Annotated in this window: 23 protein-coding genes; 18 read left to right on the top strand and 5 right to left on the bottom strand. The window is 58.4% G+C overall.

Annotated features, from left to right (window positions below; all coding sequences use genetic code 11):
• Nucleotides 1-3: 3 nt before the first annotated feature.
• The 5 genes from nuoF to HW554_RS08855 all read left to right on the top strand — a co-directional run bounded on the left by nuoF (nt 4) and on the right by HW554_RS08855 (nt 5,001).
• Nucleotides 4-1,344 carry an NADH-quinone oxidoreductase subunit NuoF gene (nuoF, locus tag HW554_RS08875; protein ID WP_176908230.1) on the top strand — a complete coding sequence of 447 codons (1,341 nt, stop codon included), beginning with the start codon at nt 4-6 and terminating at the stop codon, nt 1,342-1,344.
• A 141-nt stretch (nt 1,345-1,485) separates the two neighbouring features.
• Nucleotides 1,486-2,490 (top strand): 2Fe-2S iron-sulfur cluster-binding protein, encoded by a 1,005-nt coding sequence (locus tag HW554_RS08870; protein WP_176908229.1) that lies wholly within the window; start codon nt 1,486-1,488, stop codon nt 2,488-2,490.
• Between the two features lie 128 nt (nt 2,491-2,618).
• Nucleotides 2,619-3,698, top strand: coding sequence for an NADH-quinone oxidoreductase subunit NuoH (gene nuoH / locus HW554_RS08865; protein ID WP_176908228.1), 1,080 nt, complete (start codon nt 2,619-2,621; stop codon nt 3,696-3,698).
• 131 nt (nt 3,699-3,829) lie between these two features.
• Nucleotides 3,830-4,393: a NuoI/complex I 23 kDa subunit family protein gene (locus tag HW554_RS08860; RefSeq protein WP_176908227.1), complete on the top strand. Its 564-nt coding sequence runs from the start codon at nt 3,830-3,832 to the stop codon at nt 4,391-4,393.
• Nucleotides 4,394-4,488: 95 nt separating this feature from the next.
• On the top strand, nt 4,489-5,001 hold the full coding sequence (locus HW554_RS08855) for an NADH-quinone oxidoreductase subunit J family protein (RefSeq protein ID WP_176908226.1): 513 nt from the start codon (nt 4,489-4,491) through the stop codon (nt 4,999-5,001).
• A gap of 623 nt (nt 5,002-5,624) precedes the next feature.
• On the opposite strand, the gene HW554_RS08850 is transcribed toward HW554_RS08855, so the two are convergent.
• A complete protein-coding gene (locus HW554_RS08850) occupies nt 5,625-6,086 on the bottom strand; it encodes a MaoC family dehydratase (protein WP_116940768.1) in 462 nt (153 codons plus the stop codon).
• Between the two features lie 274 nt (nt 6,087-6,360).
• Here HW554_RS08850 and nuoK point away from each other — a divergent pair, with 274 nt between their 5' ends.
• From nuoK to HW554_RS08820, 6 genes are all read left to right on the top strand, one after another.
• Complete coding sequence (gene nuoK, locus HW554_RS08845) at nt 6,361-6,693, top strand: NADH-quinone oxidoreductase subunit NuoK (RefSeq protein ID WP_116940767.1); 333 nt, start codon at nt 6,361-6,363, stop codon at nt 6,691-6,693.
• A 119-nt stretch (nt 6,694-6,812) separates the two neighbouring features.
• Nucleotides 6,813-8,810, top strand: a complete 1,998-nt coding sequence (gene nuoL, locus HW554_RS08840; RefSeq protein WP_176908225.1) for an NADH-quinone oxidoreductase subunit L — start codon at nt 6,813-6,815, stop codon at nt 8,808-8,810.
• Between the two features lie 15 nt (nt 8,811-8,825).
• Nucleotides 8,826-9,332: a hypothetical protein gene (locus HW554_RS08835; protein ID WP_176908224.1), complete on the top strand. Its 507-nt coding sequence runs from the start codon at nt 8,826-8,828 to the stop codon at nt 9,330-9,332.
• 46 nt (nt 9,333-9,378) lie between these two features.
• Nucleotides 9,379-10,866: a complex I subunit 4 family protein gene (locus HW554_RS08830; RefSeq protein WP_176908223.1), complete on the top strand. Its 1,488-nt coding sequence runs from the start codon at nt 9,379-9,381 to the stop codon at nt 10,864-10,866.
• A gap of 131 nt (nt 10,867-10,997) precedes the next feature.
• On the top strand, nt 10,998-12,410 hold the full coding sequence (locus tag HW554_RS08825) for an NADH-quinone oxidoreductase subunit N (RefSeq protein ID WP_176908222.1): 1,413 nt from the start codon (nt 10,998-11,000) through the stop codon (nt 12,408-12,410).
• 439 nt (nt 12,411-12,849) lie between these two features.
• Complete coding sequence (locus tag HW554_RS08820; RefSeq protein WP_176908221.1) at nt 12,850-13,215, top strand: murein L,D-transpeptidase catalytic domain-containing protein; 366 nt, start codon at nt 12,850-12,852, stop codon at nt 13,213-13,215.
• A 61-nt stretch (nt 13,216-13,276) separates the two neighbouring features.
• Here HW554_RS08820 and HW554_RS08815 read toward each other — a convergent pair whose 3' ends face one another.
• The 4 genes from HW554_RS08815 to aspS all read right to left on the bottom strand — a co-directional run bounded on the left by HW554_RS08815 (nt 13,277) and on the right by aspS (nt 16,223).
• The gene (locus HW554_RS08815; protein WP_176908220.1) at nt 13,277-13,741 is read right to left on the bottom strand and encodes a hypothetical protein; all 465 of its coding nucleotides are present in this window, start codon (nt 13,739-13,741) and stop codon (nt 13,277-13,279) included.
• A 1-nt stretch (nt 13,742) separates the two neighbouring features.
• Entirely contained in the window at nt 13,743-13,946 is a 204-nt protein-coding gene (locus HW554_RS08810; protein WP_176908219.1) for a hypothetical protein, read from the bottom strand.
• A gap of 74 nt (nt 13,947-14,020) precedes the next feature.
• On the bottom strand, nt 14,021-14,446 hold the full coding sequence (locus tag HW554_RS08805; RefSeq protein WP_176908218.1) for a hypothetical protein: 426 nt from the start codon (nt 14,444-14,446) through the stop codon (nt 14,021-14,023).
• A 10-nt stretch (nt 14,447-14,456) separates the two neighbouring features.
• Complete coding sequence (aspS, locus tag HW554_RS08800; RefSeq protein WP_176908217.1) at nt 14,457-16,223, bottom strand: aspartate--tRNA ligase; 1,767 nt, start codon at nt 16,221-16,223, stop codon at nt 14,457-14,459.
• Nucleotides 16,224-16,443: 220 nt separating this feature from the next.
• On the opposite strand from aspS, the gene HW554_RS08795 reads away from it, so the two are divergent.
• The 7 genes from HW554_RS08795 to HW554_RS08765 all read left to right on the top strand — a co-directional run bounded on the left by HW554_RS08795 (nt 16,444) and on the right by HW554_RS08765 (nt 25,162).
• Nucleotides 16,444-17,337 carry an ABC transporter ATP-binding protein gene (locus tag HW554_RS08795; RefSeq protein ID WP_176908216.1) on the top strand — a complete coding sequence of 298 codons (894 nt, stop codon included), beginning with the start codon at nt 16,444-16,446 and terminating at the stop codon, nt 17,335-17,337.
• A gap of 144 nt (nt 17,338-17,481) precedes the next feature.
• Nucleotides 17,482-21,120 (top strand): ABC transporter permease/M1 family aminopeptidase, encoded by a 3,639-nt coding sequence (locus HW554_RS08790; protein WP_176908215.1) that lies wholly within the window; start codon nt 17,482-17,484, stop codon nt 21,118-21,120.
• Between the two features lie 236 nt (nt 21,121-21,356).
• The gene (locus tag HW554_RS08785) at nt 21,357-21,821 is read left to right on the top strand and encodes a hypothetical protein (RefSeq protein WP_176908214.1); all 465 of its coding nucleotides are present in this window, start codon (nt 21,357-21,359) and stop codon (nt 21,819-21,821) included.
• Nucleotides 21,822-21,945: 124 nt separating this feature from the next.
• A complete protein-coding gene (locus HW554_RS08780; protein ID WP_176908213.1) occupies nt 21,946-22,515 on the top strand; it encodes a hypothetical protein in 570 nt (189 codons plus the stop codon).
• A 43-nt stretch (nt 22,516-22,558) separates the two neighbouring features.
• Nucleotides 22,559-23,005: a nucleoside deaminase gene (locus HW554_RS08775; protein ID WP_176908212.1), complete on the top strand. Its 447-nt coding sequence runs from the start codon at nt 22,559-22,561 to the stop codon at nt 23,003-23,005.
• A gap of 235 nt (nt 23,006-23,240) precedes the next feature.
• Nucleotides 23,241-23,846 (top strand): superoxide dismutase, encoded by a 606-nt coding sequence (locus HW554_RS08770; protein WP_218134664.1) that lies wholly within the window; start codon nt 23,241-23,243, stop codon nt 23,844-23,846.
• A 206-nt stretch (nt 23,847-24,052) separates the two neighbouring features.
• Complete coding sequence (locus HW554_RS08765) at nt 24,053-25,162, top strand: alkene reductase (protein ID WP_176908211.1); 1,110 nt, start codon at nt 24,053-24,055, stop codon at nt 25,160-25,162.
• The last annotated feature ends 68 nt before the right edge of the window (nt 25,163-25,230 follow it).

Raw genomic sequence — 25,230 nt, 5'->3', positions numbered from 1 at the left:
ACTATGGGACGCAAACTGCTGACCGAACATATCAACGTTGAAGGCATCGAAACGCTCGACGTGTACCGCAAGCACGGCGGCTACCGCTCGGTGGAGAAGGCCCTCAAAACCATGACCCCGGATGAGGTGGTGGAAGAAGTCAAGAAGTCGGGCCTGCGGGGCCGCGGCGGCGCGGGCTTCCCCACGGGCCTGAAGTGGAGCTTCCTGGCTAAGCCAGAAGGCGTGCCGCGCTACCTCGTCTGCAACGCCGACGAGTCGGAGCCGGGCACCTTCAAGGACCGGCAGCTGATGTCGAAACTGCCCCACTTGCTGATTGAGGGCATGATTACGGGTTCGTACGCGCTGGGCGCGAATACCTCGTACATCTACATCCGCGGCGAGCTATTGTACGTGCTGCGCATCCTCGAAAAAGCCATTGCCGAAGCCTACGCGGCTGGTTTCCTGGGCAAGAACATTCTGGGCTCGGGTTACGACCTCGACCTGTATGTGCATCCGGGTGGCGGCGCGTATATCTGCGGTGAAGAAACTGCGCTACTGGAAAGCCTGGAGGGCAAGCGCGGCAACCCGCGCAACAAGCCGCCGTTTCCGGCCGTGCAGGGACTGTACGCCCGCCCTACGGTGGTCAACAATGTGGAATCAATTGCCGCAGTGCCGGTAATTGTGAACGAGGGCGGCGACGAGTACGCCAAAATCGGTGTGGGCAAGAGCACCGGCACCAAGCTGTTCTCGGCCTGCGGCCACCTCAACAAGCCCGGTATATACGAAATCGAGTTGGGCCTGCCCGTCGAGGAATTTATCTATTCCGATGAGTACTGCGGCGGCATCTGGAAAGGCCGCGAACTGAAGGCCGTCGTGGCCGGTGGCTCGTCGGTGCCGATTCTGCCCAAGGAATTGATACTGAAAACTGCCGCCGGCGAAAACCGGCTGATGACCTACGAGTCGCTCAGCGACGGAGGCTTCGTAACGGGTACCATGCTCGGCTCGGGTGGCTTCATTGCCATGGACGAGACGACCAACATCGTGCGCAACACCTGGAATTTCAGCCGCTTCTATCACCACGAGAGCTGCGGGCAATGCTCGCCCTGCCGCGAAGGCACGGGCTGGCTCGAAAAGGTGCTGCACCGTCTCGTGCACGGTCATGGTCAGATGCAGGACATCGACCTGCTGGTGAGCGTAGCCAAGCAGATTGAGGGCAACACCATCTGCCCGCTCGGCGAAGCGGCTGCCTGGCCCGTTGCCGCCGCCGTGCGTCACTTCCGCGACGAGTTCGAATGGCACGTAACGCACCCACAGGAAGCCACCAAGGCCGGCGCAATTTTTCCGGGTAAGCTGGTAACAGCCTAACGTCATGCTGAGCCTGCCGAAGCATCTCTACCGCTTCGTTGCACTGCTACTTAATTACCCCCGGTAGAGATGCTTCGGCAGGCTCAGCATGACGTTCTTTGTTGTGCAGAACAGTCGAAATCCTAACGACTTCAACCAATAATGGCTAAAATAACCTTCGACGGCATCGAGATAGAAGTTCCGGACGGAACAACTATTCTAAATGCGGCCCGCCAGATTGGCGGGGCCATCGTGCCCCCGGCCATGTGCTACTATACGCCCCTGAAAGGCTCGGGCGGCAAGTGCCGCGCCTGCCTGGTAAAGGTGGCAGCCGGCTCGGCCAAGGACCCGCGCCCCATGCCCAAGCTGGTGGCCTCGTGCATTACCCCCGTGCAGGATGGCATGGTAGTGGAAAACACGACCAACGACAGCGTGCTCGATGTGCGCAAAGGCATCGTGGAGATGCTGCTCATCAACCACCCGCTGGATTGCCCGGTGTGTGACCAGGCCGGCGAGTGCGACCTACAGAACTTTGCCTTCGAGCACGGTGTGAGCACGACCCGCTACCAGGAGGAGCGCCGCACGTTCGAAAAAATTGATATCGGCCCGCTGATTCAGCTGCACATGACGCGCTGCATCCTGTGCTACCGCTGCGTGTATGTGGCCGACCAGATTTCTGAGGGCGACCGAATTCATGGCGTGCTGGGCCGCGGCGACGCTGCCGAAATCGGCACCTATATCGAGAACATCATTGACAACGACTTCTCGGGCAACGTGATTGACGTGTGCCCGGTGGGCGCGCTGACCGACAAAACGTTCCGCTTCAAGCAGCGCGTGTGGTTCACAAAGCCCGTAAATGCCCACCGCGACTGCCCGAAATGCTCGGGCAACGTGGTGCTCTGGTACAAGGGCAACGATGTGCTGCGCACCACCGCCCGCAAGGACCAGTACGGTGAGGTGAAGGAGTGGATTTGCAACGAGTGCCGCTTCGAAAAGAAGGAGACGAGCGACTGGACTATCGAAGGACCGGCGCACATCGACCGTTCTTCCGTAATTTCGGCCAACCATTACGAACTGCCCGTGCTCAACCAGTCGGTTATTGCCGACCTGCCCGCCAGCACCCAGCGCGAATTGGAACAGAATCCGCCGCTTAAATTAGGTAGCTAAACACCAGAATGTCATGCTGAGCTTGCCGAAGCATCTCTACTGCTGAAGTAATCATTTACTCTGGCGGTAGAGATGCTTCAGCAAGCTCAGCATGACAGACGTCCTTAAGGCTTACAGCTCAAACCAGCATGCTCGAACTACCTGCCCTCGGCTGGCAATCCATCGTCATCTTCGTCGTATTCGCGCTTTCGCTGCTTATTGCGACCTATTGCACCTACGCCGAGCGCGTAATTGCGGCCTTTCTGCAGGACCGCGTGGGTCCCGACCGCGCCGGCCCCTACGGCCTGTTGCAGCCGTTGGCCGATGCCGTGAAGATGTTCACCAAGGAAGAGTTCTTCCCCGGCGGCGCCAACAAGGTGCTGTTTGTGGTAGGCCCCTGCCTGGCCATGATTACGGCCCTGATGTCGTCGGCGGTTATTCCGTTTGGCAACACCATGAGCTTCGGCAACAACCTGTTTTTCCTGCAGGGAATCGAGGTGAACATCGGTATGCTCTGGATTTTTGGCGTGGTGTCGCTGGGCGTGTACGGCGTAATGATTGGTGGCTGGGCCTCCAACAACAAGTTCTCGCTGCTCGGCGCTGTTCGGGCCGCTTCGCAAAACATCAGCTACGAGCTGGCTATGGGCATGTCGCTGATTGCGGTGCTCATGATTTCAGGCACGCTGAGCTTGCGCGAAATCACGCTGCAGCAATCCGTAGCCGGCGAGTGGCAGGTCTGGAACATAGTAAAACAGCCGCTGGGCTTTATCATTTTCCTGGTCTGCGCCTTCGCCGAAACCAACCGCACGCCCTTCGATTTGCCTGAGTGTGAAACCGAGCTGGTGGGTGGCTACCACACTGAATATTCGTCGATGAAGCTGGGCCTGTACTTGTTCTCGGAGTACGTGAACATCTTCGTGGTGTCGGCCGTGATGAGCGTGCTGTATTTCGGTGGCTTCAACTTCCCCTTCCAGTACGAGCTGCGCGACTGGTTCGTGAATAGTCAGGGCTGGGAGCTGGCGTCGGCCCAGAACCTGATTACGCTGCTGGGTACGGTAGGCCTGTTCCTGAAGATTTTCGCCTTCATCTTCTTCTTCATGTGGATTCGCTGGACTCTGCCGCGCTTCCGCTACGACCAGCTCATGCGCCTGGGCTGGACCATCCTCATCCCGCTGGCCGTTTTCAACATTGTGCTCACCGGCGCGCTCATCCTGTTTGGGGTGATTTAAGTAACTTCAACAACTAACCGTCATGCTGAGCTTGCCGAAGCATCTCTACCGCCAGAGTAATCATATACTATTGTGGTAAAGATGCTTCGGCAAGCCCAGCATGACGGCCGACAGTTTTCGTAACTGATATTATGCAACTCACCAACCGAGCTAAGGTATTAGAAAAGAAGCCCATGACGCTGGCTGAGCGGGCTTACCTGCCGGCTATCTTCCAGGGTCTAAGCATCACGATGCGCCACTTCTTCATGAAGAAGGCCACTGTGCGCTACCCCGAAGAGGTGCGGCCATTTTCGGCTTTCTTCCGGGGCCTGCACGTGCTCAAGCGCGACGAGCAGGGCCGGGAGCGGTGCACTGCCTGCGGCTTGTGCGCCGTGGCTTGCCCTGCCGAAGCCATTACGATGGTAGCCGGCGAGCGGAAGAAGGGCGAAGAAGGCCTTTACCGCGAGGAGAAGTACGCCATCAGCTACGAAATCAACATGCTCCGGTGCATCTTCTGCGGCCTTTGCGAAGAAGCCTGCCCAAAAGCCGCCGTGTACCTGCAGCCCGACAAAATGGCTCCGCCGCGCTTCGAGCGTGACGAGTTCATATATGGCAAAGACCGCCTCGTGGAGCCTGTGTCGCCCGATGAGCGGAGTGTGAAAGGCATCCAGCTCACGCCCGAGCAGGCCAGTACGCTGCGTGCGCGCATTGTGTAGTTGTTAGCTTTTAGCTACCCGTTTTGGCTCGTCCGGGCCACTACTAAATGCTAAATCACCACTAACAACCAACAACTCAAAACTGACAACTAGCCATGCATCCTCTCTTCCTCTTCCTCTCGTTCGTGGCGCTGCTGAGTGCGCTGGGCGTGGTATTCGCTAAGAACCCGGTGCACAGCGTGCTGTTCCTGATTCTGACGTTCTTCTCGCTCTCGGGCCATTACCTGCTGCTGAACGCGCAGTTTGTGGCAGCCGTGAACATTATCGTGTATGCGGGGGCCATCATGGTGCTGTTTCTGTTCGTGATTATGTTCCTGAACCTGAACGTAGACACCGAGCCGCATAAGCCGGCCTTGGCCAAAATGGCGGCGGCCGTAGCCGGTGGCTCGCTGCTGCTCATTCTGGTAGCGGCCCTCAAGGATATCGTGCCCACCGGCGTTGCGGCCGGCACGCCCTTCAACTCGCAAATCGGAATGGTCGACCAGCTCGGCCTCAAGCTCTATACCGATTACCTGCTGCCCTTCGAACTGGCCTCGGTGCTGTTCCTGATAGCCATGGTGGGGGCTGTAATGCTTGGCAAACGCGAAACCGGCGAGCGGAATTTTTAACGATGTCCTGCTGATGTCAGCAGAAACAAAACGCGGCGGCTGATTCCTCAGCCGCCGCGTTTTTTATGGTCAATGACAAGACATGATTTACACTATAACCAACGCTTTGGAGCGAATCAATTTTCACGATTCATCAATTGAGGGAATAATTCGCAGCTCCAGTAAACTAACATTGACTTTTGACTGGGCAAAAATTCAAAATTATATAGAAGACTCTCACATTGTAGACATAGTTGTTGGCGAATGTTATTTACTGCTTTCAGGAGTAACATCTGAGATATTCCTGAAGCACGAAAACACACTTAGTACGAGGCAGACGGCAGGTCCACTACAAGCACACGTACCCATTGATGTTGAATAAGGATTCAGTCTGATAGCCCAAAATACATTTACCGCCACTACATCTGGCCAAATCTTGTCATTGGGTGGCGTTTATGAAGGGGCCGAGGGCCTTTACTGGCTAGAGCAGAAAATCCATTTTCAGACTGGTTGTTTCAGCTGGAACAATCACGTCACGGTAGCGGATTGGAGGCAAGGCTCCATTCCAGAATAAAGCAGCAGCGGCACCTGACTCCTCAGGTGCCGCTGCTGCTTTTATGTGACTAAGCTGACATTCCTCAACCTTACTCGAAGTGGTAGAGGAAGGTGATGACGCCAGTGTAAGCGGGCTTCTTGATGCCTTCGATTTCCATTTTCACGCCGATGTTGGCTTTGGCAATACCGCGCAAATCCTTTACGGCCAGCAGCGTGGCGTGCAAACGTACGGGCGTGTTCACGAGCACGGCTTGGTTGAAGCGGAATTCACTGATTTCGTAGTTCACCTGCATCTTCAGGTTCTCGACCTGCACCAGCTGGTTCCAGAAGTAGGGCAGCAGCGACAGCGTGAGGTAGCCGTGGGCAATGGTACCACCGAAGGGCGACTCGGCCGCGGCCCGCGTGGGGTCGGTATGAATCCACTGGAAGTCGAGGGTGGCAGCGGCAAACTGGTTGATCTGCTCCTGGGTGATGGTGTGCCAGGGCGTAATGCCCAGCTCCTGGCCCTCGTGCTGCTGCAGCTCGGCCAGGCTGCCAATAGTAATGCTCATAGGAAAAGAAAACAGGAAAGAGAGGCCCGAAGATACAGTTTCGTGCCATAAGCACCAGTACGCCGGCAGCCCCACGGCCGGCCACTCGGGCAGGCTCCGGCCGATACGCTGGCGTTCCTGACCGGCCTGCCGCTGCTGTGGCGCACAACAAAGGGTACGACGACCTAAACAAACCGCCCAAACAGTGGCCTTTTCCGATTTTCAGGATACCTTTGCCCTCCATTGCCCCGGTCGGCCCGCCGCTGGGGCCTTTGCTTGCCGTTAGCCCCCCCGCATGGACCAGAACATACCGCAGGTTATCCAGACGGTTCCCCTCCAGTACTACGTCTTCTTTGCCACCGCACTTTTCAGCATTGGCGTGCTCGGCGTACTTACCCGGCGCAACGCCATCATCATCTTTATGAGTGTCGAGCTGATGCTCAATGCCGTGAATGTGCTGCTGGTGGCCTTTTCGGCCTTCCGCTCCGACCCCAACGGGCAGGTATTCGTGTTCTTCATCATGGCCGTGGCCGCTGCCGAAGTGGCCGTGGGCCTGGCCATCATCGTGATGATCTACCGAAACATCCAGAGCACCGACGTTAATCTGTTGAACCGACTTAAGTTCTAATCCCTCCCAACCCCTGCTCTTTGGATGCGGGGCTCTGCTTCCGGTTATTAGCTAGCCAGATGTATAGAGTCCCTACCCCGGAGGCAAAAGGATGGAAAGGGGTCAGCTGATCTCATACCATGCAAGAAACCGTTATTCCTGCCGCCGGCGCCCCGTACTCGACCTTCCTGTACGTGCTGATTCCGCTGCTGCCGTTTCTGGGATTCCTGATTAATGGCCTGCTCAACCGCAAGCTTTCAGCCACCGTTGCCGGCCTGATCAGCTCGGCCGCCGTGCTGGGCTCGTTCGCCATTTCGGCGTTTCTGTTCTGGGACTTCACACATCCGGCAGCTAACTGGGTGATGGATGGCACCACGGCTCACCGGGCCTACACCGTCCAGCTGTTCGACTGGATTTCGGTGGGCACGATGCAGATTCCGTTCAGCTACCAGATTGACCAGCTGAGCCTGATTATGCTGCTTCTTGTAACCGGCGTAGGCTTCCTGATTCACGTGTACAGCATCGGCTACATGGCCCACGACGAGAACGTGGGCAAGTTTTTCAGCTTCCTGAACCTGTTCGTGTTCTCGATGCTGGTGCTGGTGCTGGGCTCCAACTTCCTGATTCTGTTCATCGGCTGGGAAGGCGTGGGGCTGTGCTCCTACCTGCTCATCGGCTTCTGGAACAAGAACACCGCCTACAACAACGCCGCCAAAAAGGCCTTCATCATCAACCGCGTCGGCGACCTGGGCTTCCTGCTCGGCATCTTCTTAATTTACCTCACCTTCGAGTCGGTGCAGTTTGCCGAGGTGTTCCAGAAGGCTTCGCTCGGCCAGTTCGGCGCCTACGGTCCGGAAGTGGTGACTGTAATTACGCTGCTGCTGTTCGTGGGAGCCACCGGTAAATCGGCACAGCTGCCGCTCTACACCTGGCTGCCCGACGCCATGGCCGGCCCTACGCCCGTTTCGGCCCTCATCCACGCCGCTACCATGGTAACGGCGGGCATCTACATGATTCTGCGAGCCAACGTGCTCTTCACCCTGGCCCCCGATACCCTGGAGGTCATTGCCATCATCGGCGCGGCCACGGCCCTGTTCGCGGCCACCATCGGACTGGCGCAGAACGATATAAAGAAGGTGCTGGCTTACTCCACCGTTTCGCAGTTGGGCTACATGTTCCTGGCGCTGGGCGTGATGGGCTATAGCACCTCCCTGTTCCACGTGCTCACCCACGCGTTCTTCAAAGCCCTGATGTTCCTGGGCGCGGGCTCCGTGATTCATGCCATGAGCAATGAGCAGGACATGCGCCGCATGGGCGGTTTGCGCAAGGCGCTGCCCATTACGTTCATTACCTTCCTGGTGGGCTGTCTGGCCATTTCCGGCATCCCGCCCTTCGCGGGTTTCTTCTCCAAGGATGAAATTCTGCTCCACACTTTCCAGCACAGCAAGCTGCTCTACGGCGTGGGTCTGGTTACGGCCTTCCTGACGGCCTTCTACATGTTCCGGCTGCTGTTTCTCACGTTCTTCGGCGAGTTCCGCGGCACCGAGCAGCAGCGCCAGCACCTGCACGAGTCGCCCGCTTCCATGACGCTGCCGCTCATCGTGCTGGCCATTCTGGCAGCCGTGGGTGGTTTTATGAATGCCCCCTTCTTCCTGGGCGAGGAAAACGCCTACCTGTCCAACTACCTCGCGCCGCTGTTCACCTACTCGCAGAAGATTAACCCGGCTGCCTTCGAACTAGCCGTTGACCACAGCATCGAGCTCATGCTAATAGCCTTATCTGTGGGTGCGGGCGTGCTGGGTATCATTGTCGCCTATGTTATGTACGTGAGCCGCGGCGTGCGCCCAGCCGAAGAAGGCGCGCCCCGCGGTTTCCTCGACAACTTGGTGTACCACAAGTACTACATCGACGAGCTGTACAACGCCCTGCTGGTGCGCCCCATCATGTGGCTCTCCCGCGGCCTTTACCGCTTCGTCGAAAACGGCATTATCGACCCCATCGTCAACGGTTTCGGCCGCGTGACCATGGGCAGCGGGCAGCTGCTGCGCAACGTGCAAACTGGCTCCGTAGAAACCTACTTGCTACTGATGGTCGTGGCCATCGTGCTGGTTATGGCGCTGAACTTCGGGAAATTTTAGATAAACAGAAGTTATATGCAACCAGCCCAAAGATTTTATTCGATTGATTTCACAGGTACCAACAGGGAATATGCTACTCTTGAAGATGCTACTCGAGCCAAAGGATTATTTGCTGTAGTAGAATCTTGGGAAGACTTAAATAATACTGCTTTTGGAGTAACTTACAAGAACAAGAAATACAAATATGTATTTCATCAGAACAGCTCTAAAAAAGAGCATGCAGAGGTAGGTCCTAGCAAATTATATATTGCTAAGGTATTAAGAGGTAATGGCTCATCTGATTCTTATAGCGCAGATAATATCTATACCTCTTTATCAGACTCTAATGGTTTACTGATTTACAACAGCAAAGCATCTGGTATAAGAATAGACGGTATTTCAAATGCTGTAAAGCAACTACTCGAAATAAATGTAATTGGTGATTACGAAAAATATCAATTAGTACAAGAGAATATCAAGTTAAAGAACAGAATTGATGAATTAGAGGAAGAGTTAGAGAATATCCAGAACAACGAGGAGTAATTATTTATATAAATAAACTCCTGACACCGCACCCTCACAGTAAAGCATGCTGACTGTCCTTCTACTACTCTGGCCCGTGACGGCCGCCCTGCTTCTGCACTTCTTCAAGGGGAAGTCGGCGCGGGTGGCGGCGCTGGGCGCGGCCCTTCTCGAATTTGCGCTGGCGCTGTACGCGGCCGGTTTCTCCGGGGTCAACCTCGCCCGCGGTGGCGACATAAGCCCCAAGTTCGAGTTCAACTATAGCTGGATTGCCTCGGCCGGCATCAACTTCCATGTAGGCATGGATGGGCTGAGCCTGCTGCTGGTGCTACTTACCACGCTGCTGGTGCCCATTATCCTGCTCAGCGCGTTCCGCCGCAACTTCGAGAACGAGTCGGTGTTCTACGCGCTGGTGCTGTTCATGCAAACCGGCCTGATTGGCGTGTTCACGGCCCAGGATGCCTTCCTGTTCTACTTCATGTGGGAAGTGGCCCTGATTCCGATTTACTTCCTGGCCGGCGTATGGGGCGGGGCCGAGCGCGTACGCGTCACGTTCAAGTTCTTCCTCTACACCATCATCGGCTCGCTGTTCATGCTGGCCGGCTTCGTATACCTGTACTTCCAGACCGGCCCGACGGTTGACGGCCTTTCAGTCCACAATGCCTCACTCAGCGCGTTCTACAACCTCAACCTGCCCGCCGAAACCCAGCTGTGGGTGTTCTGGCTGATTTTCGCGGCCTTCGCCGTGAAAATGCCCTTGTTCCCCTTCCACACCTGGCAGCCCGACACCTACACCGAGTCGCCCGCCCCGGCCAGTATGCTGCTGGCCGGCATCATGCTGAAAATGGGCATCTACGGCTGCATGCGCTGGCTGCTGCCCGTCGTGCCCCTGGGCGTCGATTACTGGCAGAACCTGGTGCTCATCCTGGCCGTCATCGGCATCATCTACGGCGCCATCATCGCCATCCGCCAGCAGGACGTAAAGCGGCTCATCGCCTACTCCTCGCTCTCGCACGTGGGCCTGATGATTGCCGGCGTCTTCTCGCTCACCCAGCTCGGCATGCAGGGCGCCAGCATCCAGATGCTGGCCCATGGCATCAACGTAGTAGGCCTGTTCTTCATTGCCGACGCCATTGAGCGCCGCACCGGCACCCGCAACATCGCCGAGCTGGGCGGCCTCACCCGCCAGGCGCCAGTGCTCACGGTATGCTTCCTGATTTTGCTGCTGGGTACCGTAGCGCTGCCGCTCACCAACGGTTTTGTAGGCGAGTTCCTGCTGCTGGCCGGCGTGTATGAGTACAATGCCTGGCTGGGTGCCGTGGCCGGTATCACCATTATCCTTAGTGCCGTGTACCTGCTCCGTATGTTCCAGCGCGTCATGCTCGGCCCCGATTCTGCTCACTCGGCCACTTTCACCGACCTCACCGGCGCTGAGTTGGCGGTATTGGTGCCGCTTATCGTGCTGGTGTTCTGGATTGGTATGTTCCCCAACACCTTCCTGCACCTGTCGGAAGGCAGCATAATGAGTATTCTGGGGCAGGTAGTGAAACGATAATCCGCTGACCCGTAGCGCGAAGCTTCCGCTTCGCGTTTCGTTGAACGGCCCGGCAGGTTTCGTCCGTGGCCAGTTGTTCGACGAATCCAACGATACGCGAAGCAGGAGCTTCGCGCTACATTGCAACGAACATGAATTCAATTATTCTGCTTTCTGCGCTGGGCCTGGGCAACCTGTTCCTGGGTTTCCGCCGCTCCAACCGGCTGCTGCTGCCCGTGATGATGCTCATCCTGGGCCTGGTGCTGACGGTGAACTTCCTCGACTGGAACCAGGGGCCGCAGTCGTTCTTCAGCGGCATGCTCATCGTTGACAACTTCTCGGTGGCCTTTACTGGCATCGTGCTGCTCACGGCGCTGGTGCTCGTGCCCTTCTCGCAGCGCTACGTGCTCGATGAGGAAGCCAACCTGGCCGAGTATTACTCGCTGCTACTGTTTTCGTTGGTGGGTGCCATTATGCTGGCCAGCTACAACCACCTGCTCATGCTGTTTCTGGGCATTGAAATCCTGAGCGTGGCCATGTACGTGCTGGCCGGCTCCGATAAGCGCAACCTGCGCTCGAATGAAGCGGCCCTGAAGTACTTCCTGATGGGTGCTTTCTTCACTGGCGTCCTGCTATTCGGTATGGCACTGGTGTACGGCGCTACGGGCACGTTCGAACTCAGCAGCATCAGCTTTGCGGTGCAGAACCCGGTGAACGAGTCGCTGCGGCCCATGCTCTACATCGGCATGCTGCTGATGCTGCTCGGCATCGGCTTTAAAGTAGGCGCCGCGCCCTTCCACTTCTGGACGCCCGACGTGTACGAGGGTACGCCTACCTTCTTCACGGCCTTTATGAGCACGGTGGTAAAAACCGCCGGTTTTGCCGCCTTCCTGAAACTGCTGGTACAGGTGTTTCCAGCCGCTACGGCCCAGGGCGTGTGGTTGCCCACGCTCACGGCCATGTGCGTGCTCACGCTGCTCGTGGGCAACGTGGGCGCGGTAGCCCAAACCAGCGTCAAGCGCATGCTGGCCTACTCCAGCATCTCGCACGCCGGCTACCTGCTCGTTGCATTGGTAGCTTTCAACGGTGCCCTCGAAGGTGCTTCGGCCAATGGTATTCTGTTCTATTCGCTGGCTTACTCGCTGGCTACCGTATCCGCTTTCGGGGTGCTGAAACTGGTGGCTGATGCCCGCCACCGCGAGGATTACGCCGGCTTCAACGGCCTGGCCAAAACCAATCCGCTGCTGGCCTTCTCCCTCACGGTTTCCATGCTGAGCCTGGCCGGTATTCCGCTCACGGGCGGCTTCTTCGGCAAGTTCTTCGTGTTCATGGCCGCCGTCGAAAACGGCTACATCGGCCTTGTAATTTTCGCCCTGCTGATGTCGATGGTGAGCATCTACTACTACCTGCGCCCCATCATTTCCATGTACATGCGCGACGCAGATGACGCCGATTCGGCCATTCCCGTGCCGGTTACCACTTTCCAATCGGGCGCGCTACTGGTGCTGGCTTTGCTGACGGTACTGCTGGGCGTACTGCCGGGCCTGATTGCCGGGGTGCTGTAGCCCAATTGCCTTCGCCTAAATGCGAAACGCCCCTGCCAGCCGGTAGGGGCGTTTTCTTTTGACTAAGAAGCTGCTCAAGAAGCACTTGAAATCAATCAGAACGTCATGCTGAGCCTGCCGAAGCATCTCTACCGCTTTGGTACAGTCGTTCAACGAATCGGTAGAGATGCTTCGGCAGGCTCAGCATGACGTTCTTTCGACTTCCTAAACAGCTTCGTTATTTTAACTGATGTTCGATTACCCTCCCTCTTTGCCTTACTACTGAGTACCTGCCAGACCCAGCCTGCCAGCACTGCATCATCGGCAACGGCTCCGCCCATCAGCACCTATATACGACAGCTACGGGCCGATGTAAAAGCGGCCGGCGGCGCCTACAATCAGCGGCTGGCCTGTTACGTCGACCTGACGCGTGCTGATACGCAGTACCGCTTCTTCTTGCTTGACCGAGCAGGGACGGGTAGTGCATCGTGGGCTGGCGTTAAACGGGCTGACCGATGCGTTGGGACAGGTACGCCACTCCAACGAACTCAATTCCAACTGCAGCTCGCGCGGGCTGACCCGAATCGGGGAGAAGTACCACGGTCGATTCGGCAGGGCCTTCCGCCTCTACAGGCTGGATTCCTCCACCCGAAACCTGCGCAAACGGGCCGCAGTGCTGCACTCGTGGGCTGGCGTCAACGCTCAGCCTACCGGCCAGCGTCCTATCCAGAGTGAGGGATGCCCAACGCTGAATCCGCAGGTACTTGACTCGGTGGCCACGGTTATCGAAAGCTCCGCCAAACCCCTGTTGATTCGGCTGAATTAACGGCGCGACACGCTTTTGGAGGGCTTTAGGTATTAAACGATGGTTAAGTTCAAGGCATAATCTACTTCTTACGCTGCTCAAGATTCTCAATATCGTTCTGATCACGCGGGCGGCCAGCGGCCTTTTTAGCTTCCAGCAACTGCTGATACTGAATCAGGCGCACAGTAACGTCCTCAACTTCCTTGACAATAGCAGTTGCGTAAGCGTCATCAAAAGCCAATCCCTTCAGCTTTGTGATGATATCGATGGCCACCGGCGGCCGGCCAAACGTGAAAACATCCATTGCCGGATTATCCAGAAAGTTGTGGCTTGTCATGTCGAAAGTCGGCATTCCGAATTGCTGAAAAGCCCTCGCCAACCGCCCATAGTTGTCGGCCGACCGCTCCACCCAAATATCTAGGTCGCCGGTAGTGCGACTGTAGCCATGCAGGATAACCGAATATCCTCCGACCAACACATACTTCACTTCAGCCGCCCACAACGCCCGCAGGAAGTCTTGAAAGTCAACGTTAAATAGGTTTCCCATTTCAGCCGTTGTGTTTGCGCGTGGCAAAGGCCGTGCGGTCTAATCGGGGTGGATTGTTGAGGTCGTAACCGTAAGCCACGCTATTGAGATAAGCCGCCGTCCGCAGCCGATCCTCCATCGTGGCGGGCTGGTTTTGGGCGTGGTAGCGGGCGTTTTCTTCGTGGGTGCCGGCGTGGAAGGCGGTGCGGTCGAGGCGGAAAGGCATAGTGTGAATATACGGGAGAAAGCAACTCTAACCACCACGGCGGCCCCTGATTCCTCGGAGGCCGCCGTGGTGGCTTATTTGCGCATGCATTCTCGAATGTGAAATGGTAATGACTTGGGATCTACATCTAAATCATCTACGCGAAATCGGGCGAGTTCCTGGTTTTGCATTTTTCGTTTTCGAAGAACTACATAGGCTATACTCATCCCCTTAGAGGTTAACTCATGCTCAATCTTCACAATTGCCTCCGACCATTTCAGGGCACCTGTGCTTACTGTCCAGAGTCCCTGTTGGCCGATCTTCAATTGAGGGCCGCTGGCCAGACCACGTAATATCACGCGCCACACCCCAAAACCACCAACTAGTACGCAAAGAACACCCACCCAAATCTTTGACCAAAAGCATAAGACGATACCAATGAAAAGCACAAATGCTCCAAGCACCAGATCAGCGAAAATGGAGCTGCGCGAATAATGAAATTCGTATTTGTACGGTTCCACTACATTCAGTCTACTTCCCAGCTGCTACGTCCGTTTTGATGCTCAGCTCCTTGAGCTGGGCACCCGAAATCTGCGAGGGTGAGTCAATCATCACGTCGCGGCCGGAGTTGTTTTTGGGAAAAGCGATAAAGTCGCGGATGGAGTCGGCGCCGCCGAAGAGGCTGCAGAGGCGGTCGAAGCCGAAGGCGATGCCGCCGTGGGGCGGGGCGCCGTACTCGAAGGCATCGAGCAGGAAACCGAACTGGGCTTTGGCTTCCTCGTCCGAGAAGCCGAGCAGGCTAAACATGCGGGCCTGAACAGCGCGGTCGTGGATGCGGATGGAGCCGCCGCCTACTTCCACGCCGTTAATTACCATGTCGTAGGCGTTGGCACGGGCCTGGCCGATGGTGTCGGGGTTGTCGAGCAGGGCCATATCCTCGGGTTTGGGCGAGGTGAAGGGGTGGTGCATGGCGAAGTAGCGGCCCTCCTCCTCCAGGTATTCGAGCAGCGGGAAATCAACCACCCACAGGGCCGAGAAGCTGTTCTTGTCGCGCAGACCGAGGCGCTGGCCCATTTCCAGGCGCAGTTCCGAGAGGGCCTTGCGGGTTTTGTCGGCCGGGCCGGCCAGCACCAGCAGCAGGTCGCCGGGCTGGGCGTTGAAGGCGGCTTTCCACTGTTGCAGGGCGTCTTGGTCGTAGAACTTGTCCACCGACGACTTCACGTTGCCGTCGGCTTCTACGCGGGCGTACACAAGGCCGGTGGCGCCAATCTGGGGGCGCTTCACGTACTCGGTCAGCTCGTCGAGTTGCTTGCGGGTGTAGCTGGCGGCGCCCGTGGCGCAGATGCCCACTACCAGCTCGGCGGCCTCGAAGACCGGGAAGTTGTGGCCCTTGGCTATGTCGTTCAGCTCCACAAACTTCATTTCGAAGCGCGTATCGGGCTTGTCGTTGCCGTAGAAGCGCATGGCGTCGGCGTAGGTCATGCGGGGCAGGGTACCGATTTCCAGGTTCTTCACCTCCCGGAACAGGTACTGCACCAAACCTTCGAAGGTGCTGAGGATATCCTCCTGCTCGACGAACGACATTTCGCAGTCGATCTGGGTGAATTCAGGCTGGCGGTCGGCGCGCAGGTCTTCGTCGCGGAAGCACTTCACGATCTGGAAGTAGCGGTCGAAGCCCGACACCATCAGCAGCTGCTTGAACGTTTGAGGGCTCTGGGGCAGGGCGTAGAACTCGCCGGGGTTCATGCGCGAGGGCACCACGAAGTCGCGGGCGCCTTCGGGCGTGCTCTTAATAAGCACCGGCGTTTCGACTTCGATGAACTCCTGGCCGTCGAGGAAGCGGCGGGTGGCCTGGGCCACGCGGTGGCGCAGCATCAGGTTCTGGCGGACCGGGTTGCGGCGCAAATCGAGGTAGCGGTACTTCATCCGCAGGTCGTCGCCGCCGTCGGTGTCGTCCTCAATCAGGAAGGGCGGCAGCTTGGCGGGGTTGAGCACGTCGAGTTTCTCCACCCGGATTTCGATGCCGCCGGTGGGCATTTTGTCGTTTTGGGAGTGCCGCTCGACCACGGGACCGGTCACGCAGATGACGAACTCGCGGCCCAATTGGCGGGCTTGTTCGCGCACCTCGGCCGTTTCCACGCCTTCTTCGAGAGCCAGCTGGGTGATGCCGTACCGGTCGCGCAAATCAACCCACAGAATGCCGCCTTTGTCGCGGGTACGCTGTACCCAGCCGCAAAGCGTAACAGTTTGGCCAATGTGTTCGGGGCGCAGTTCGCCGCAGGTGTGGGTCCGGAGCATAAATCTAATTTTTGGCGAAGATACTAGATTGGTTTTCCCATGTAATACTAATGATGAACCGACGATACACCCTTCGTCGGCCCGTTAGCCCCCTGCCAGGGCCGGTTCGTTGAAAAGCACCGGTTGCTTATGCAGGTTTTTCTATGTTTGTTGAGCACCCTTTTGGCAACCGCTTAAAGCAGCTAATCATCTGCCTGTTATCCTTCTTCCTTCTCTTTCCATGGAATTACGTATCGAGCACCTCTCCAAAACCTACGCCAACGGCACCCAAGCCCTGCGCGACGTCAACCTAACCATTCCGACCGGCATGTTCGGACTGCTGGGCCCCAACGGCGCCGGCAAATCGAGTTTGATGCGCACCATTGCCACGCTGCAGGAAGCCGACAGCGGCAGCATTATGCTGGGCGATTTGGACGTGCTGCGCGACAAGGACGGCGTGCGGCGGGTGCTGGGCTACCTGCCCCAGGAGTTCGGCGTGTACCCCAAGATTTCGGCCGAGCAGCTGCTCGACCATTTCGCGGTGCTCAAGGGCATCTCCGACAGCAAGCAGCGGCGCGACGTGGTAGCGGGCCTGCTGCAGCGCACCAACCTCTACGACGTGCGCAAAAAGAACCTAGGCGGTTACTCGGGCGGCATGAAGCAGCGCTTCGGGATTGCCCAGGCGCTGTTGGGCAACCCGCGCCTGATTATCGTGGATGAGCCCACGGCCGGCCTCGACCCAGCCGAGCGTAACCGTTTCCACAACCTGCTGGCCGAAATCGGCGAGAACATCATCGTGATTCTGAGCACCCACATCGTGAGCGACGTGAGTGATTTGTGCCGCAACATGGCCATCATCAACAAGGGCCAGGTGCTGCTGACCGGCGACCCGCTACTAGTGATGCAGGAGTTGCGCGGCCAGGTTTGGCGCCGCGAAGTAGACAAGGAGCAACTGCCCGCGCTGCTGCTGGAGCAGCAGGTTATTTCGACCCGGCTGTTTGCCGGCCGCACCATCGTGCACGTGGTGGCCCCCACTCAGCCCGGCTCCGACTACGATTCGGTGGAGCCCACGCTGGAAGACGTGTATTTCGCCCGCATTGCCCAGGCGGAGCAGACGGCGGTAGTGGATGCATAAGAACGACGTAGGGGCGGGGCTTGTCCCCGCCCGCCGTGCGTGCCATTTCAACGAGTCCGTTCAACGGCACGAATGGCGGGCGGGGACAAGCCCCGCCCCTACGTCGTTCTTCTCCCTCCCTTCTAACTCCTAGCTTCTCAAAAGATGTTTCTACAGATATTCAAGTTTGAAATCTGGTACCGGCTGCGGCGGCCGGCTACCTACATTTATTTCGGCATTCTGCTGGCGCTGGCGCTGCTGTTTACACTGGTGACCGGTGGCTTTTTTGAGAGCCTGACGGCGGTAGTGGGCAGCGGCAAGGTGCATCTGAACTCGCCCTTTACCATCAACGGCCTCACCAATGCCCTCACGCTGCTGCCCGGCATTCTGCTGGTTTCGGCCATGTTCGGGCCGGCCGTGCTGCGCGACTTTGACTCGCAGATGCACCCGTTGCTGTACACCGCGCCCATCAGCAAATGGGGCTATTTGGGCGGGCGGTTTTTTGGTACGCTGGTGATTACGCTGCTGATGATGGGCGGCATTGCGCTGGGCCAGTTGATCGGGGCGCTGTTTCCGGGCATTCCGGCCGACCGGCTGGGCGAGTTCCACCTCAGCTACTACCTGGTTCCCTACCTGACCTTCGTGCTGCCCAACGTGCTGCTGACGGGCGCTATCTTCTTCGCGCTGGCCACCCTTACGCGCCAAGCGCTGAGCACCTATGTGGGTAGCATCGTGTTTCTGGTGCTATACATTGCCGCCCAAGCCCAGCTCTCCGACCTCGACAACCAAACCGTTGCCTCGCTGCTCGACCCACTGGGCAGCGGCGCTACCCAGCTGCTGACCAAGTACTGGACGCCCGTAGAGAAGAACGTGCGCCTCATCTGGCCCACCGGGCTGCTGGGTCTCAACCGACTGCTCTGGATGGGCGTGGGCCTGCTGCTGGTGGGCTTCTGCTACCTGCGTTTCCGTTTCGAGCAGGGCGCCACAGGCAGCGCCGCTCCACGACGTACCACCACAAAAACGGCGCTGGGCGTGGTAGCCCCGGCCCCGGTGGCGGTGGCGCTGCCCGCCGTCGACCAGCATTTTGGCTTTGCTCAATACTTCAACCAGTACCTGCGCCTTACCTGGCTGAGCCTGCGCGACGTGCTGCGCAGCCCCTACTTTATTGCCATTGTGGTGGCCGGTCTGGCTTTTTTGCTGGCGGCAGCGTTGCAGATTGGTAAGATTTACGACACGACCACCTTCCCGATTACGGCCCAGGTGATTGAGATTCTGTCGGGCTCGTTCTCGCTGTTCGTGCTGGCCATCGTTACGTTTTACGCCGGCGAGCTGGTGTGGAAGGAGCGTGACGCCCGCCTAAACCAGCTCCACGACGCGCTACCGATACCGAACTGGGTGCCGTTTGCCAGCAAGCTCACGGCCCTGCTGCTGGTGCCGGCGGTGCTGCTGCTCGTTGTCATGGTGTTTGGTATCGTGGTGCAGGTGGCTTCCGGGTACTTCAACCTCGAAATAGGGCTGTACCTGCGCTGGCTGTTTGGCCTGAAACTGGTGGATTACTGGCTGCTGGTGGTGTTGGCCGTGGTGGTGCAGGTGGTCGTCAACAACAAGTACCTGGGCCACTTTGTGATGGTGCTCTACTTCGTGTTCACGCTCTTTGCCGGGCAGCTGGGCCTGGAGCACAACCTGCTGACTTACGGTGGCGACTCCGGCATCAGCTACTCCGACATGAACGGTTTTGGCCATTTTGTGGGGCCCTACCTGTGGTTTAAGCTGTACTGGGGGCTGCTGGCCGTGGCGCTGGCTGTGGGGGCCAACCTGCTGTGGGTGCGTGGCACCGAAACCGACTGGCGCACCCGCCAGCACCTGGCCGGCCGCCGCTTTTCGGGTCCGGCCCGGGCGGCGCTGGCCGTGGCCCTACTGGGCTTCGTGGCCGTGGGTGCCTGGATTTTCTACAACACCAACGTGCTCAATACCTTCCGTGGCAGCAAGGCCCGGCAGCAGCTTACCGTTGATTACGAAAAGAACTACGGCCGCTTCCGGCGCACGCCCCAGCCCCGCATCGTGGCCGTGGATGTGAACGTGGATTTGTTCCCGAACCGGCAGGAGTCGCGGGTGCGGGGCCAGTACTGGCTGCGCAATAAAACGGCCCAGCCCCTCGATACGGTGGTACTCAACCTGCCCTCGAACGAACAAGTGAAGATTCGGAAGCTGCAGCTCGGCACCGGCGCCGGCGCCACCACCGTGCTGGCCGACTCGGTCATGGGTTTCTACGTACAGCGCCTACCCCAGCCCCTGGCTCCCGGCGACTCGCTGGCCCTGGATTTCGACCTGTATTTTGATGCGCCCGGCTTCGAGCAGCGCACCGGCCGCACCGGCATCGTGGCCAACGGCACGTTCGTCAACAACGGCAACATGCCCCACATCGGCTACAGCGAAAACGCCGAGCTGAGCGAGCCCAGCGCCCGCAAGAAGTTCGGCCTGAAGCCCAAGCTGCGCATGGCCCGCCTCGAAGACACCACGGCCCGCAACAATACCTACATTGCTGCCGATGCCGACTGGGTGCGCTTTGCCGCCACCGTGAGCACCGTGCCCGACCAGCTGGCCCTGGCTCCCGGCTATCTGCAGAAGGAGTGGACCGAAAATGGCCGCCGCTACTTCCGCTACGCCATGGACGCCCCGATTCTCAACTTCTACTCGTTCCAGTCGGCGCGCTACGCCGAGCGCAAGGCCAAGTGGGAGGGCGTCGACATCACGATTTACTACCAGCCGGGCCACGAGTACAACCTGGGCCGCATGGTGCGCGGCGTGCAGGACGCGCTGAGCTACTACACCAAAAACTTCGGACCCTACCAGCATCGGCAACTGCGCATCATCGAGTTTCCGGGCTATTCGGCCTTCGCCCAGGCGTTCCCGAACACCATTCCGTTCTCCGAAAACATCGGTTTCATTGCCAAAGTCGACACCACCGACCCCAAGGACGTGGACTACCCCTACTACGTGACGGCCCACGAGGTGGCGCACCAGTGGTGGGCCCACCAGGTAATTGGGGCGGCGGCGCAGGGCAGCACGATGATGTCGGAAACCCTTTCGCAGTACTCGGCTCTGATGGTGATGAAGCAGAAGTACGGCCCCGAGCGGATGCGCAAGTTCCTCAAGTACGAGCTCGACTCTTACCTGAGCGGCCGGGCCACCGAGCGCATTGCCGAGCAGCCGCTCTACCGCGTCGAAAACCAGCAGTACATCCATTACCGCAAGGGCTCGGTGGTGATGTACGCGCTGGTCAACTACCTCGGCGAAGACAAGGTGAACCAGGCCCTGAGCCAGTATCTGAAGGAAGTGAAGTTCCAGCAGCCGCCTTACACCACCTCGCTCGACCTGCTGCGCGACCTGCGCCAGGCCACGCCCGACTCGCTGCAGTACCTGCTCACCGATATGTTCGAGCGCATTGCCCTGTATGAGAACAAGGCCGACTCGGTAACGGCCACCAAGCTACCCGACGGCCGCTACCGCGTGAACATGGTACTGAGCGCGAAGAAAATTTACGCCGACAGCGCCGGCAACGAAACACCCGCCAAACGCCTCAACGACCTGATTGACGTGGCCGTACTGGGCCGCACGAAAGTAAACGGCCAGTGGCAGGATGTGCCCCTGTACCGCCAGAAGCGTCGTTTTAAAAACGGCATCACCCGCCTGAGCGTCATCGTACCCTCGAAGCCCGAAAAAGCCGGCATCGACCCCTACAACCTGCTCATCGACCGCACCCCGGATGACAACGTAAAGGCCGTAGTGGTGAAAGGAAAGTAAGCGGCTGATAGTGGTTGGTGAAGGGACGTCATGCTGAGCGAAGGCGCAGCCGCAGTCGAAGCAGCTCTACTGCAAGGGTAATCCAACGAAGCGGGTGGCATCGCAACGAAACAGTAGCGATGCTTCGGCTTCACTCAGCATGACGTTCTTTTTACCATCCGCGTCCTTTGCTCAAACTTGGCCTGACTTCTGTATTAGCCCCGGCAGTTCAACTTCTGCTCCTGATTCTCTCTGCCATGCAACGCCCATTTCTACTCGCCTTCGCCGCTTCGCTGCTCACCTTTTCCACCGTGCAGGCCCAGACGGCGCCAACCAAAATCAAGACGAAAACCAAGGCCGCCAACGGCACCGAGGCAAAGACCAAAACCGATGTGGAGCCGCTCGTGCTCGACGGGCCAATCCGGCGGGTGGAAACGCTGTCGGGCATTGACATTTTCCCGGCTTCGGGCGGCAAGAGCATCATGCTCAGCTTTACCCAGCAGTTCACGCAGCCCGGCACGCTCACGGTAACCAACTATAAGAAGCAGGCCATCTATGCCACCGCGCTCGACCCGCAGAACAACACCGGCGCGCCCGTGGATTTGGGTCGGATTCCGGCTGGCAGCTACTTGGTAGAGGCTAAAACGGGCAATTACGTGTACTGGAAAAAGGTGATGGTAAAGTATCCTGCCGCACCCGTAGCCCGCAAAAAGCGGCGCTAACTGCTTGGGTGGCCCGTGCTTTTCGACGGGCCGGGCAACTGTTTAGGGCTCCGAAGTCGTTTGGGCTTCGGAGCTTTGCTTTTCTGGTGGGCCCGGTTGGGCCAGCCTCATTCTTTCTTCTGCTATGAATTCTGTTTCGCGTTTTTTCCGCTTCGTGCCGTTGCTGGGACTGCTGTTTGGCTTGCTGGCCTTTGCGGGCCCCGGCCTCAAGAAAACCACCGTTGCCAAAAACCTGACGATGGGCGTGCCCGACGGTTTCGCACCCTTGCCCGACGAGGGTATTGCCGCCAAATACCCGGCCCAGCGCCGCCCGCTCGCCGTTTTTGCCAGCCCCAACGGCCAGGTGGGCCTGAGTGTCAGCCAGAAGCCCACCAACTTCAGCAACCGCGACTACGGCATGCTGCTCAAAATTTACAAGGCCAGCATCCAGAACATGTATGGCAAGGTGCAGTTTCTGCGCGAAGACATCCACACCATTAACAAGCGCGACTTTGTGGTGCTGGAGTTCGTTTCGACGGTGGCCGATAACCGCCGTGGTGGTGGCAACCTGGCTGCTATCCGCAAGTACCAGCTGGTGCAGTACGCCATCGAAGGCGAGCAGCTGTACGTCTTCACCTTCGACGCGCCCGCCAACGAGCAGGCCAAGTGGCAGCCCGTCGCCCAGGCCGCTATGGAGAGCATTGTGATGAAGTAAGCCCCGCCCCTACTCCGTTCCTGAATCACCGAAACCCAACTTTATGACCCTTTCTCTGCATTCCGACGAGCAGTATATGCGGGAGGCGCTGAAGCAGGCGCGTTATGCACTGGCCGAGGATGAAATTCCGATTGGGGCCGTGGTGGTGCTGGATAACCGAATTATCGCCCGCGCCTACAACCAGACCGAAAGACTGCAGGACGTAACGGCCCACGCCGAAATGCTGGCCCTGACGGCCGCGGCCAATCATTTGGGCAACAAATACCTGCAGGAATGCACGCTATACGTAACCGTGGAGCCCTGCGTGATGTGCGCCGGGGCCAGCGCTTGGGCCCAGGTGCGGCGGGTAGTATTCGGGGCCCCCGAGCCCAAGTTTGGCTACCGCCGCCATGGCCGGCTACTGCACCCCAAGGCCGAAGCGGTAAGCGGCATTTTGGCTGCCGAGAGCGAGGAGCTGATGCGGGAATTTTTCGCTCAGAAGCGGAAATAGGCTACTTTTAGCCCGCTACCGTAACCCTGGCCCTCGTGCCGGGGTTGTATAGGTGTAGTATTGAGTACACCAACTGTCATTCTGAGCAGCGCGAAGAATCTCGCGTGCCAGAGTAATTCTGCTATCGGAAGTTACCATTGCACGCGAGATTCTTCGCGCTGCTCAGAATGACAATTCTCTTACCTCTCACTGCCAACTACTCCACACGAAACTCACACTTTCAACCCTTTCTATTATGGCTTTCGAACTGCCCGCCCTACCCTACGCCCCCGACGCACTGGAGCCGCACATTGATGCGCAAACCATGCAAATTCACCACGGCAAGCACCACCAGGCCTACGTTACCAACCTCAACAATGCCATTACCGGCACTGACATGGAAGGTAAGAGCCTTGATGATTTGATGCACAACATTGCCGCCGCCCCCACAGCCGTGCGCAACAACGGCGGCGGCCACTGGAACCACTCCATGTTTTGGCAGGTGCTGAGCCCCAAAGGCGGCGGCGAGCCTACCGGTGCCGTGGCCGAGGCCATTACCAAGTCGTTTGGTAGCTACGAGAAGTTCAAGGAAGAATTCACGAAGGCCGCCGGCACGCGCTTTGGCTCGGGCTGGGCCTGGCTCTGCAAGCAGGCCGATGGCTCGGTTAGCATCTGCTCGACGCCCAACCAGGACAACCCGCTCATGCCCGACGCCGGCTGCAAAGGCACCCCCGTGCTGGGCCTCGATGTGTGGGAGCACGCCTACTACCTCAAGTACCAGAACAAGCGCCCCGACTACGTAGCCGCTTTCTACAACCTCATCAATTGGGACGAGGTGAATAAGCGCTTCCAGGCCGTTTAGCCTCGTTTTTCGTTGCCTGTTCTTCGTATTTCGGCTCGAATAACTTCTGGTCTCTAAACAGAAAATGCACCGCTAAAACCTTCGCTCCATTTGGGGCGGAGGTTTTTTTTATGGCTCGCCGACAGGTTTTTTTATCAGGATAGCAAACCTTTTGCGGGCAGATACGCTTAAGGACCAACCAATGTATCTACATCATTTTGAATCCAATGTCTGACTCACTCTTTTCGTCCGCCCAGCTCGGCCCGATTACCCTCCGCAATAAAGTAGTAATGGCTCCCATGACGCGCGCCCGCTCATTGGGCAATGTGCCCGGCCCGCTGGTAGCCGAGTACTATGCGCAACGTGCTTCGGCCGGCCTCATCATTGTCGAAGGCACGGCTCCGAATGCCGACGGTCTGGGCTACGCCCGCATTCCGGGCTTGTTCAACGATGCGCAGGTGGCCGGTTGGAAGCTGGTTACCGACGCGGTACACGCCCGTGAGGGCCGCATTTTTGTGCAGTTTATGCACTGCGGACGCATTGCTCATAGCCTCAACCTACCCGAAGGCGCAGAAGTAGTAGCTCCTTCGGCCGTGAAGGCCGGCGGCGAAATGTGGACCGACCAGCAGCAGATGCAGCCCCATCCCGAGCCCCGTGCCCTAACGACGGCCGAGGTAAAGCAGGTAATCCAAGACTTCGCCAAGGCCGCTAAACTGGCCGTAGAGGCTGGTTTCGATGGTGTGGAGCTGCATGCGGCCAACGGCTACCTGCTGGAGCAGTTCCTCAACCCCAACACCAACCAGCGCACCGATGAGTACGGCGGCTCGCCCGAAAACCGCGCCCGTTTCGTGCTGGAAGTGGCCGACGCCACGATAGCCGCCATCGGGGCCGAGCGTACCGGCATCCGGCTCTCGCCCTGGGGCACGTTCAACGATATGGGCGCCTACGAGGGTGTCAACGACTTCTACGAGTACCTGGCCACCGAGCTGCAGCGCCGCAACCTGGTGTACCTGCACCTCATCAACCCCGAAACCATCAAGGCCCCGGCCGCATCGGCCGATACCGTGGGGATTATGCGCCGCGCCTTCACCAACACGTTCATTCTGAGCAGCGAGTACACCGCCGCCAAGGCCCAGGAAGAGCTGCAGAAAGGCCGTGCCGACCTCGTGGCATTTGGCCGCCCCTTCATCAGCAACCCCGACCTGCCCGAGCGTATGGAAGCCGGGGCCGAGCTGGCCGAAGGGGACCAGGCGACCTACTACGCCCCGGCCCCCGAGGGTTTCCACGTAGGCTACACCGACTACCCGGCTTTGGCCGAAGCGCAACAGTCGGCCTAACCAGCCCAGAAGCCTGCCCAACGCGGCAACATGATTGAGAATAGAAAAGCCCCGCCGGTAAGTCCGAA

Origin of the sequence: Hymenobacter lapidiphilus (assembly GCF_013377885.1) — a bacterium.
Taxonomy (GTDB): domain Bacteria; phylum Bacteroidota; class Bacteroidia; order Cytophagales; family Hymenobacteraceae; genus Hymenobacter; species Hymenobacter lapidiphilus.
Note: the sequence above shows the minus strand (reverse complement) of the source record. Positions and strands in the feature narration are given on the sequence as shown.